At 41.4% G+C, this 12108-nt stretch carries 6 protein-coding genes and 1 pseudogene; 4 read left to right on the top strand and 3 right to left on the bottom strand.

Annotated elements, in window-relative coordinates:
• From ACFPFU_RS18180 to ACFPFU_RS18165, 4 genes and pseudogenes are all read left to right on the top strand, one after another.
• Positions 1–188: pseudogene (locus ACFPFU_RS18180) on the top strand (IS1634 family transposase); the annotation flags it as partial.
• Positions 189–277: 89 nt separating this feature from the next.
• Positions 278–1528, top strand: coding sequence for a tyrosine-type recombinase/integrase (locus tag ACFPFU_RS18175; protein ID WP_377066685.1), 1251 nt, complete (start codon positions 278–280; stop codon positions 1526–1528).
• A 43-nt stretch (positions 1529–1571) separates the two neighbouring features.
• Positions 1572–2522, top strand: a complete 951-nt coding sequence (locus ACFPFU_RS18170) for a tyrosine-type recombinase/integrase (RefSeq protein ID WP_377066683.1) — start codon at positions 1572–1574, stop codon at positions 2520–2522.
• Entirely contained in the window at positions 2509–3534 is a 1026-nt protein-coding gene (locus ACFPFU_RS18165; protein WP_377066695.1) for a site-specific integrase, read from the top strand. The genes ACFPFU_RS18170 and ACFPFU_RS18165 overlap by 14 nt, the downstream gene beginning before the upstream one ends.
• A gap of 8 nt (positions 3535–3542) precedes the next feature.
• Here ACFPFU_RS18165 and ACFPFU_RS18160 read toward each other — a convergent pair whose 3' ends face one another.
• The 3 genes from ACFPFU_RS18160 to ACFPFU_RS18150 form a co-directional block, all read right to left on the bottom strand.
• Positions 3543–4403 carry a transposase gene (locus ACFPFU_RS18160; RefSeq protein WP_377066681.1) on the bottom strand — a complete coding sequence of 287 codons (861 nt, stop codon included), beginning with the start codon at positions 4401–4403 and terminating at the stop codon, positions 3543–3545.
• Between the two features lie 661 nt (positions 4404–5064).
• Positions 5065–7548: a right-handed parallel beta-helix repeat-containing protein gene (locus ACFPFU_RS18155; protein WP_377066679.1), complete on the bottom strand. Its 2484-nt coding sequence runs from the start codon at positions 7546–7548 to the stop codon at positions 5065–5067.
• Between the two features lie 66 nt (positions 7549–7614).
• Positions 7615–11403 (bottom strand): malectin domain-containing carbohydrate-binding protein, encoded by a 3789-nt coding sequence (locus tag ACFPFU_RS18150; protein ID WP_377066677.1) that lies wholly within the window; start codon positions 11401–11403, stop codon positions 7615–7617.
• Positions 11404–12108: the final 705 nt, after the last annotated feature.

Here is a 12108-nt window from a genome sequence, read left to right as displayed (position 1 = left end):
TGGACATGAACAAGTTTGAACAGGACGGGAAATGGGACGGGCTCAAAGGCTACATCACCAATACGGGCCTTGACAAGGATCAGGTGATAGAGAACTACAACAACCTTTGGAAAATAGAAAAGGCTTTTTATGGAAAGGAAAAGATTATGTCAAGTATCCATCAAAAATATCGCTTGGAGACATCTTAAATGTAGGTACTTTACATAAACACTTTACATAATCGATATTGGTTAGCTTTAGTATGGCGCTTTTGCCAAAGAAACAAAACGATATCATTATGGAACCAGAAAAACAGACTATTTCAGAACTTATGAATAGTTGTGCTCAATATTTTGAGCGGGAATCATTCTCCGAGGCAAGGATTGGCCGTTACCAGACAATGTGGAAAACCGGGATTGTCCGGTTCATGTCCGAAAGATCAATTCTATATTACAATGCCGCGGTGGGCGAGGAATATATAAGTACCCACATAGCCGGAAGCATCGTCACTCCCCTTCAGCGGGACTTTATCAGGAGTGTTTATGTTCTGAGTGAATTCCAGGCAAAGGGTGCGGTCAATAAACGCCGTTACCATCCTTTAGACCGGAAGTTGACCGGAGAAATCGGGGGCTTGATGGAGCGGTTCCTTTTACATCTTGAATCCCTTCGACGGTGCAGGGCAACCGTCAACGGCCACCGGTGGTACCTTTACCGGTTTCTTGTTTTCATTGAGGGAAAGCATTTGTTTACCGTGGAAGTGATACGGGAAGAACATCTTCTGTCCTTTGTCTCCAGTGTGGCCAATACCAAAATATGCGTGGTTTCTTCGCTCCGCCTTTTTTTCGGCTATCTTTATGACAACAGGGTAATCTTCCACAATCCCTCTGAAGTCCTCAAACATCACCGGTGGGGGAGAAAAGAAAAACTGCCCTCGGTATATACTGCCAATGAGGTTTTAAAGATTGAATCGTCGATCAATAGGGTGGATGCCACCGGAAAACGGGACTATGCCATGATGCTGCTTGCGACAAGACTGGGGCTGAGGGCATCCGACATAGCCCACCTGTCTTTTGAAAACATAATCTGGGAGAGCAGTACTTTTACACTCTCACAATTCAAGACCGGAAAGGAAATCGTACTTCCCTTACTGGCCGATGTTGGGGAGGCTCTCATAGACTATCTGAAATATGGTCGCAAAAGATCCGAATCAACAAGGGTTTTCCTATATACCCGCGCTCCGTTTACAAGTATGGAAAATGCCGCGGTTGCCGGTACACTTGGCCGTATAGTGGCTTCTTCCGGAGTTGACACAACCGGAAGGAAGCATGGCCCCCATGCCATGCGCCACAGTCTGGCCAGCCGTTTCCTGGAGAACAGAGAAACAATTCCCGTCATATCAGAAGCACTGGGACACCGGACTACGGCAACCACCGGTTCCTATCTTCGGATAGACCTGGAATCCCTGATTCAATGCGCCCTTGATGTTCCGGACGTGACGGAAGAGTTTTACGAACAGAAAGGGGGTGTTTTTTATGAAGGACAAGTTTAATTATTCCAGCATATATGCGCCATACTTCAAAAGGTTTATAGCCATGAAACAAGCTCTTGGGTATGTGTCCTTACGGACAGAATGGATCTTTCTTGAACTTGACAGGTTCTTTGTGGACAAAAGAGTAACGGAACTTGGCATAACAAGCGAGCAGGTGGACCAATGGAGGGCCACAAGGATCAATGATGCGCCCCCCACCATATCTATGAAATATTCCGCCATATCGCAGTTCAGCAGGTTTATGTGCAAGGTTGGATACGACAGCTTTGTCCCCATGATGCCGGCCAACAACGCCAGGAACAGCTTTACGCCGTATATCTACTCAAACCGGGAGATGGCCGCCATCTTTAACTCCTGTGACAATCTACGTCTATACGACGGGCACATGACGACAATACAGTTTATCATACCGGTAGTTATCCGCCTTCTTTATGGCACCGGTCTAAGGATCAGCGAGGCACTTTCCCTAAAAAACAGGGATGTCGACCTTGGGAAACGGACAATCCATATCAAAAAAGCCAAGAATGGGCAAGAACGCTTGGTCCCGCTATCATTATCGCTGGCAAATGTACTGGAGCAATATCTAATTTACAGGAACAGGTTACCTGTAGCCGGAATCCCGGATGCCAACAGCTTTTTGTTCGTCTCTCCCATCGGTACCCGCTGCAGGTCAGGAAGTGTATACAACTGGTTCAGAAAGGTCCTGTCGGAATCCGGGATACCCCATCAGGGAGATCACAAGGGCCCACGGGTTCATGATTTACGGCATACTTTTGCCGTCCATTCCATGGTGAAGATGGCCGAGTCCGGAATGGATCTGTATTATTGCCTGCCCCTGTTGTCTGTTTTTCTGGGGCATAAGTCCCTGGGTTCAACCGAACGTTATGTCAGGCTTACCGCAGAAGTGTATCCGGATCTTCTCAAAGACCAAAAAAGCATCGGGGCATACGTTTTTCCTAAAACCGGCAACATTACATGTGATGGAAACCACTGACTTTGCTAAGCACCTTAGTGCGTTTTTGACCGTATATCTTGCAGGGGAGAGAAACTACAGCCCAAATACCGTTTTGGCTTACCGGGATACTTTTGTCCAGTTTATTACCTTCATGAAAGACAGGAAAGGCACCGAAGCCAAAAGGCTGACCCTTGAAAGCATAACAGGGGAGGTTGTCTCCGAGTTTCTTGGCTTCTTACAAAAGGATAGGAATTGTTCCAACGCAACAAGGAATTACCGGCTTGCCGCCCTTAAATCATTCTTCAATTATATGCAATACAGAAACCCGGAAAGAATGTATGAGTGGCAAAAGATCCTGTCCATTAAAGTGAAGAAACAGGAGAAAAAGAGCATTAACTACCTTACCGCGGACGGCATAAAGCTTCTTCTTGAACAACCGGATTTAAATACTCCGGGTGGTCGCCGAAATCTTGCACTGCTTGCGCTTATTTATGACAGCGGTGCCAGAGTGCAGGAGATAATAGACCTTACCCCGGCATCTGTAAGATTGGACATTCCTATTACCATAAGGCTCTTTGGCAAAGGGCGAAAAGCCAGGATTGTGCCCCTGCAGGAAGAACAAACCGTGTTTCTGAAAAACTACATGCAGGAGAATCAATTATTCGAGCCGCATGCCAATAACTACCCGCTGTTCTCGAACAGCAAAAATGAGAGGCTTACCCGTGCCGGAGTGGCATATATACTGAACACCCATGCAGTCATGGCACGCCAAATTAATCCGGCAATAATACCTGAAAAAATCAGCTGTCATTCTTTACGCCATTCGAAAGCGATGCACCTTCTTCAGGCCGGCGTCAATCTGGTATACATAAGAGACCTATTGGGGCATGTTTCAGTTCAGACTACGGATGTATATGCCCGGGCTGATTCAAAGCAAAAGCGGGAGGCTTTTGAAAAGGCCTATGTTGATCTACACCCCCGTGCGGATAAATCAAAATCGTGGGAAAAGGATGGCAATTTGCTTGAATGGCTAAAAAGTCTGGGAAAATAGTTAATCGTTTATGTAAAGTGGTATTGTAAAGTAACCTTACTAACAGATTGATTATTAAGATACTTGATACTACCACTTTGCATAATCTTTTTCTTTCCATAAATCCCTTCCTCCACACCCCATCTCATCCCGTACAGTTCCACAAGGTCCTCATTGCTGAATGAGCCGGTATCCGTCAGGCTGCTGACCAGCAGTTCCGTCTCCCCGGTTTCAAGGACCGCCTTGGTCACCCTCACCCTCACCGCTTCCGAAGTCCCGGCCGTTTCCCGTTCTTTTCTGCTGGGGACCCAGTCGGTGATGAAATCGGTCCGGCCGTCGGCCATCACGCCTTTTGCAAAATCGGTGATACCGGTGGACAGCCTGATACAGAAGGGCCTTCCCTCTGCGGACAGCCTGGACACGGTGTTGAAAAAGCCGAAGTTCCTGTCCAGAACCAGAAGGTCATCGGGCCGGGACGGCATCCTGTCCAGACAGTCTTCCAGCATGCCCCCTTCACCCGTGCTCATCCTGCCGATCCCTGCCCGTAGGGTAAAGCCGGTATGCACGTCATAAACAAGGAATATCCTGGCCAGGGATTTTTTCGGGCTGTTGGCGTCCACACCGAAATGTCCCCTGACCTGTTTGGAAGCGGGCAGGTTCAGCGTGCTGCCGTCCCCGGCAAGGATCCGGTATCCCTTCCACCGGGCTGAGGCAAAACCTTCGTAGGCCTCCGAGCTGATATCACAGAGATCGGAGAAGAACAGCGGGTCGATCTTGTACCTGGCCTGGCTGAAGGCACTGCCGGTAACGGCCTGCCTGCCGATGCGGGAAAGAACATCCGAAGCAACAAATTCAGCTGATTCCCTGAACAGCCGGAGCACCGAGAGCACAACGGTCTGGAAGCCGAGCGGGGAGGTTCTGGAAAAATGGGAGGGATCAGAACAGTATATGGTCTGATTCTCAGGGTCTTGTATTTTTTCAAAGATTTTTTTTCGGACATCCGCAAGATATGTCCGTGGTGTTTTGGCTGGTATTTTGTACCTTCATGTCAGTATAGTTTCGCGGCTTTAAGTTACTTAAAGCAGGCCGGTTTTCATAAGGGAAACCGGCTTTTTTTGACCATATGGCCCGTTTTTTTCTTAACTTAATAGCATTGGGTATCGAACGTCCTGTCCAAAACCTTATCAAAAGTGCCGTCAAATGTCTCATCGAAAGTTTGTAATGAAATGTTCATATTTATATGGTTTGGGAGTCATTTTTTTTCAGTAAGTGGCACAATGGGGATTCAAATGAATAAGATTCAATTTCCACTGTTATGATGTTAAAACAGTGGAAAATAAAAAAAGGATAATTATGCCCTTTGCCTTTATAAATAAAAATATAAAACATATTTTGATCAATCAATAATGTTATCAATATAGCATTGTCCGTTTGAATTTCCTAATATCTTAAGTGTTTTTGATTTTATGGCGTAAGCTAAATAGACTGAAAAAGTTCGGACAGCGTGTTGGATACTTTTGGGACGCCAGACGGGTAAATGTAAAACAGAGATTACGGCTTAGGTGAAAAAAGGATAATCGAAGAATATGGTTTCATCACAATTTTTCCTGAAATAATGTTTCCTTGCGTATCATACCATTCAGATGACAGAATTAATTCTTTTTCTCGGTCACTTTCGTTGTAGTCAAATAAAAAATCAGGCTGTGTTTCATTTATTTCGATTTCTCCCCACTCCAAGTCTTGAAGTGCAAGATTATCTACCGGTTCCTCGGTTTTTATTAAAATAGATCCATTATCTGCGTTTTCAGGAAAAACAAACATTTCTTCATATGGAGACAATGTGCTTTGGACGGATAAAATTTGAGTTCTGGAGATCATTTGCCATGGATGGCCAGTATGCCTTAAATAAATATTTAAAGTAGTAGGGGTTTTACTTGAAGCATGGAATTTTAAAAGATATGACTTATTGGGGTCTATTTTGCCAATATCCATTTTTATTCCTGATAAGTAACCAGTAGTGTTGAAATTGATTATGTTGTTATTCGCAGTTGAAATTTTTTCAATTTTACACTCATCATTTAAACAACTAGCGATTTTGAAAAGATGGTTGTTATCTAAAGTCTTCTTATAACTTTTTAAAGAGTTAAGTGCCGGGGATGTTGGCATTCTGAATACAGAATGATTTTCATCTTTTAATCCCGAGTATTTCCAGTTTTGTGTATTATAATTTCGTGTTTTCGTGGGTTTTTGTCTGTAATTGATTTCGAATATGTGATCTTGGTTCTCCGGATAGACATACATATTGTTCTTAAGTTTAACCATATCAGGTATGTCATCTTTTATTGATGAAATTTTTAATATTTTTTGATATTCTGATAATGCACAAAATCGATTGCCTTCAATATGGATATTTCTTACAGGATCAGCTAACTGGTCATGTGAAGCGTTTAATTGGTTGGTGCCGTTAATTACTAGGTTGTCGATTATAGATATATTCCTGGCATTATGGAGATTTATTGAACTCCTGGATACGTTGAAAACAGTATTGCCCTTGATAAGAATATTTGAAGCATTATCATCAATATATATTCCATCAGCTTGAGGATGGGTTAATTTGGAGGAATAACGATTTCCTAATCTAGTTCCGATTCCGTTAAGTATTATATTGTTCGAGATAATTCTCTGGCTATAATTTTTATTTTGTTTACCTTCAAAAGTATATATCCCTCCGCCGTCGTTTTTAACTAAGCAAAAATTTTTCACAATATTTTCAGATACTTCTACATTATTCCCGTTAAAAGTTATTCCTGAATAGCCAATATTCTTTAATTTATTACGGTAAATTATTCCTCCATCGGATCTACAAAAAATTCCCATTCCATTTCCATCACCATTTTGGCCCATTCCGTGAAATAGGTGAACATTTTGAATGTTATTATAGCTTACATTGGCGTTTGGTACACCATACCTCAGGTATATACCGCTATTAAGAATGTTGTCTATTTGATTGTTTGTTATTTTTATATTGGGAACGGTCATGGCTGTTATCGCATTCTCCCCTGAAAAATCAATTGAACAATTTTTAATTTCAATATTTTCCGCTTCAATAAGTTGAATAGAAGTTTTGTTTGAGCCGGAAAATTTTATTTTTTCAATTTTTATATTCCGTGTTTTTGGAGTATTGATTAACAAGTTGTTTTGCGAACTAACTTTGATGTCATAGGAATTGGGGGCTTTGTCACCAAAGTAGACAAAAATTTTACCGTCTTTTTCGTCATGAAACCATTCTCCAAATCGATCCAGGGTTTTTATATGGTCTTGAAGAAAGAATCCATACCCGTTAGAAGGAAAGTAACTGTTATCAGCTTTGTATGTGATTTTATTATTTTCAAGTGAGATTATTTGATGGGTGTCTATCACCCATTCATTTTTGCGAATTGCAATTGAAGCATTTTTCCATTCGTGACCCAAGCTACTACTAAGTGGGTTAATTTCATTTTCGGATATTGCTTCATATTCGATATAATCTTCATTGGGAAATCTACCAAGTTCATGGATTTTCCCGTTTATAATTAAAAGATGAGTTTTATGCTTTAACTCGTCCAGTTTATTACAGTATATCCCGTTTCCTACATGAGTCCATTTGCTTAAAGTGGTCCATCCTGAAACTATAGGGGGCTCACCGGAACCATATGAACTTATTACTATCGGTCGCGTTAGCGTACCTCCTCCCTTTAATATTAACATACCATCAAAAACTTCATTGCTTTTTAGCAATACTGTATCTCCTCCTCCTAGATTTACTAATATTGAATTAAGTTTATCTAAAGTTTTCCACGGCGTTTCCGGATTTCTGGCTTCAATCGCTGATCTGGAATCATCTCCCTCCCGATCCGAAAAATAATATGTTGCGGACGAAGCAGTTGTGGTGAAGGTGGCCCAAAAAACAAGGGACAAAAGTACCTTGCAAATAAGGTGGAAATGGAAATGAAAATACATCGTTATGTTGAGAGCTGAGACGTTTGGTTGTTTCATATTCATGTAAAATCAAAAAACCCATAATATTCTATTACGGGTTTTTTGATCTTGGAGTTTAATGGTTTATGGATTTACCATAAGTTTTAACCTTTCAATGCCCCCTTTTTCAGGCGATATTGTTATGATGTAGATCCCTTTTTGTAATTGGTTGACATGGAATTTGTATTCTCCGTTACCATCGTAGATCGTATTTGAATCGTGATATTGTATCATTTGCCCGCTTGCATTGTGAATAAATAGCGTGAATTTTCCTATGTCCTTTTGGATTTTAACGGTTGCGATTTCACTTGCGGGATTTGGATAGATCGTGAAGTCTTGTAACTGTCCAAAAGGGGTTACTTCATTTATTTCTGGATCATCCGAGCTATCCTCTTCAATGATTTCTCTTAAGTTGGCGGAGCTTGCCAGGATTTTATTGGAACTATCTATGATCGCAATACCTGAAATCGTGGCATTGTTTGCAGAAGCGACCATGTCAATGTTCATTTTTCCATCGGCCACTTTTACATCCGTGAATTCCAATGCAATGGGCTTGTTTCCAGACTCCCTATATAAGTCCAGTTTGGTTTTTACCCGTTCACCTTCAATGAAAATGTCGAAAACTCTTCTGCCAGGGCCTGTGTCTGATATCCTTTTTCCGAAATAAGTTTCATTGTGGTAGGTTATTACGGTATATGTTCCGTTTGGAACAGGTATAGCATATTTTAGTTCGTTGGCAAATCGATGCGATTGGAAGATTTTTTCTGAACTGGCATTCGGATAAGATATATAATTTGAATTGGAATAAAAATTGTTATCCGTATCCGACTGAAAAGATATGCCCTTAAATGTGGCTGTTTCATTGCTTCCTGCATTGATGAATATTGACGTTGAACTTGATTTTTCAGAAATAGTATTGTTATCCAACGGGATGACGGCTATTCCTGATAAAGTGGCATTGTTGGCAGACGCTACAAGTTTAATTTCCATTTCGCCATCACGTACCTGGATATTTTCGAAGGCCAAAGTCGTCTCTTTATTTTGGTTTTCCACAAACATATCCAAGCCCTTTTTTACGGTTTTGTTTTCTATAAGAATATCGAAAACCCTTTGTCCTTTTTTGGCAGTTCTGCCCCCGGTGCCAAAATAACTTTCCTTGTGATATGTAATTACCTTGTAATTCCCATTCGGCACGGGAATCTTATAGGTGAGGGTATTGGCAAATCTGTAGGTCTGGAAAAGGGGGCTGCTACTTAAGTTATTGTTTTCACTATTGTTTGAATTGGATGAAAAATATCCTGTGCCGGTGTCGGAAACAAAATTGACTCCTTCATGGGAAACTTGGTTTGTACCTCCCACATTAATGAATATGCCTTCATCACTTAAGGAATTTTTCGCTGATTCAGATTCTATTTTTCCCGATGTTTTAATTAATAATACAGAGGAGTAGGGAGGGATTTCTATTTTTCCTGAATAAGGCTTGTTCCTGCCATCTACATAATTGCCATCCAATGAGACGGTTTTAGGTGATTTTGAATGGTTATATTCAAATAGAAACACTTCTTCGGGTTTAGTGATGTTAACCTTTGCTTCTTTCAGTTCAAAATCATCTATCCAATATGTCCAGTTTCCCTCATCCGAAACCAACATTACCGCCGGTTTTTCAACATTCGTATAGGGCTGAATCAGCACGGAGTATTCTTTTGCGCTTGTGGATATATTTAAAGTTGTACTTGGAGAAACCTGTTGCCATGGGGAGCCAGTGTGTCGCAGAAAAACCCTCAATGTGCCTTGTTTACTCGCAACGGCTTTAAATTTTAATACGTAATTTTTGTCCTTGTTTACCGATCCAACAGATACAGCTGCTGATGAATAGGAGGGGCTTTCAACTTTCAAAGACCCCCCATTTAATTTTCCGGTGACCCAGGATGATTGACAATCATTACACCAAAAACCTGTAATGTTGCGCAGAAAATTAATATTTTCATAAAGGGATTTCCCAATTAGTTCCGTTACTTCAAATGGGGAAACCGGGCTTGGCAAAGTCTTGGAGTTCACATCTTTGTTGTAGGATTTTTGCCAACGTTTAAGATCCAGATATTTCTCTACTTGGCTGCTTCCACTATCGCCATATCTCAAATAAATTGAGTGATTGTCCCCCAAGGGCCGTACAAAGTGATTGTTGTCGAAGCTTCCTATATCTGGAATGTCTTTCTGATTTGACCTAAAAGTGTAAGCCATCTGGTCAGGATGTTTTGAGAAATATACGTTGTTTTTTAGACTGATATTCCGGGTGTCTCCGCCATTATTGCTGTTCCCTAATAGTACATGAGAGTCAGTGTCATAGAAAAGGTTGTTCCTTACGTTGATATTTTTCGCATTGGCTATTTTGATTCCGCTGTATTCTGTGTGTGCGATGGTGTTGTTTATGATATCAACACCATCGACGTTGTCATCCAGGAAAATACCACTGGAATGAGGCTTGGAACTGAATAATTCAGCCCGTGGGGTGCCGTGATTTGTGGCTCTACCATTCAGAATAATATTGTTTTCGACTTTCCTAAATTTTCCACTGGTGTTACCTCCAAATGAGTATATACCCCCTCCATCATTTTTTAACAAACAGTAGCCATCTACAAGATTGTTTTTTATAATGGTTTCATTTCCCATGAAGAAGATACCATTAAATCCTGTGTTCCGAACGATATTGTTTTCTACCAATGCATTATCCGAACGCGTAAAAATACCTACTCCGTTATTGTCTCCGTTTTGGGCTCCCCCCTGAAAGGGAAATGTGTTTTCTACTTTACTGTTGGTAACTTTTGCTCCGACATTTCCATACCTTAAATAAATACCGTTATTTAGCGAATAGGAAACATTACAATTATCTATTTCAAGACGGGTGACGCTCATGGCTATCACTCCATTTTCACCGGCATAATTGATATCGGTATTTATAATTTTAAATCCGTCCCCTCCGGCCAGATGAAGCGCATCCTTATTGGATCCCCTGAAATTTATATTTTCAATCAATATATGGCTTGCATTGTAGGATTTTGTTAACAAATGATCAGCAGTACTCATGAAAACCTTGTTTGCGCCAGGCCCACTGGATCCAAAGAACACGTTGAGCTTCTTGGAAGCCTTACTATAAAACCACTCCCCAAACCGGTCGAGTGTTCCCAAATGTCCCTGAATAAAAAAGCCATAGCCTTTTGAAGGAGAAAACGGTCCGGACCCCGCATAGTTAATGGTGTTCCCTGAATGGGAAGATATAGGATGCCTGTCTATTATCCACTGAATTTTCCTGATGACAACCTCTCCCCCGGAAAAACTTGGGGAAGACGGGAGGTCCTTACTTGTTACCGCACTGTTGCCCGAATTAGAATCAATAGTAAGGTAGCCTCCGTTGGCCGCATCCCTGTTAGGATACCGGCCTTTTTCTTGGATTTTGTCATCCAAAAGTACCACACTTACCTCTGATGGCGAATAACTATTTGTACTCTCATATATCCCATTACCGATTGATTTCCATCCTTTTATTTCTTCCAGCGAGGTGATTATCGGCTTGCTTCCACTGCCATACGCGCCAATTTTAATGGGGTTCCCACTTGATCCCGACGCATTAATATGTATCGTTCCATAGAAAGTCTCTCCTCTACGAAATAACACCGCATCCCCCGGTTTGAGGGTGGAAAATACCGCATTGAGCTTGTTGATGGACTTCCAGGGAGTGCTGGGGTTCTGTGCCTGGGAGGCACTCCTGGAGTCATCGCCGGTTTCGTTGGAAAAGTAATAGTTTGCCGCTTCTGCTTGGAGTCCTGATACTAATAATGCACAGCACAAGATTAGTTTGGATAAAATTGTGTTCATTTAAATTGAATTTAGTTGGTGATTTGATCTTATTATCTCTTTTGGGGATTAAGCAAATCAGTATTTTGTCCCCGCTAGCGGGGATGACCAAGGATTTTGAGGAAATGTTCTGAAAGCCCCCAAGCGCCGGTTGGGGGATATATTCATTCCAAATCCTTCTTCTTGCCAATTGGTGAAATCCGCGAACCAGGACCAGGCATTTTTATAATAAGCCGGCTACTGGATAAGTCGTGCTATGATCCCGTTCCCAACTTTTTCGAATTGATCCTCTTTTTGGCCGGCTGAATCAGTTTATAATGCACCCACAGACATATCCGGCGATGATGATAAGACATGTCAATAACAGCGGAGTTTGATGTGTTCACTCAAACCCCCTCTGAATCTCCCCTACGTAAAATGTGATTAAACCTGACCGCTTAAAATGTTGGGCAATTAAGTTGGCTTATTTCCGCGGTTTAACTTTTAAATTTTATGCCAATTGCCCTACGAAGGTGGGTGATTGGGAGCAAAACGAAGGCAGAAAACGCTTTAACAAATGACAAAGGAGTTGAAAATCTACATTCATGCTTTTAAAATTGTATATTGAATAATGAAAAATGCATTTAAAAATAGAGTCGATCAAAGCATAATTTTTGAGGTAAATTTCTCCTGATGAGTAAAAAAAATTGTTTTTATAAACCAATTAGCCTAAAAAATAAACATCAT

It is taken from the genome of Negadavirga shengliensis (assembly GCF_042652345.1).
GTDB classification, from domain to species: domain Bacteria; phylum Bacteroidota; class Bacteroidia; order Cytophagales; family Cyclobacteriaceae; genus Negadavirga; species Negadavirga shengliensis.
The sequence above is the reverse complement of the archived record's forward strand: the minus strand, read 5'-3'. Positions and strand labels throughout refer to the sequence as shown.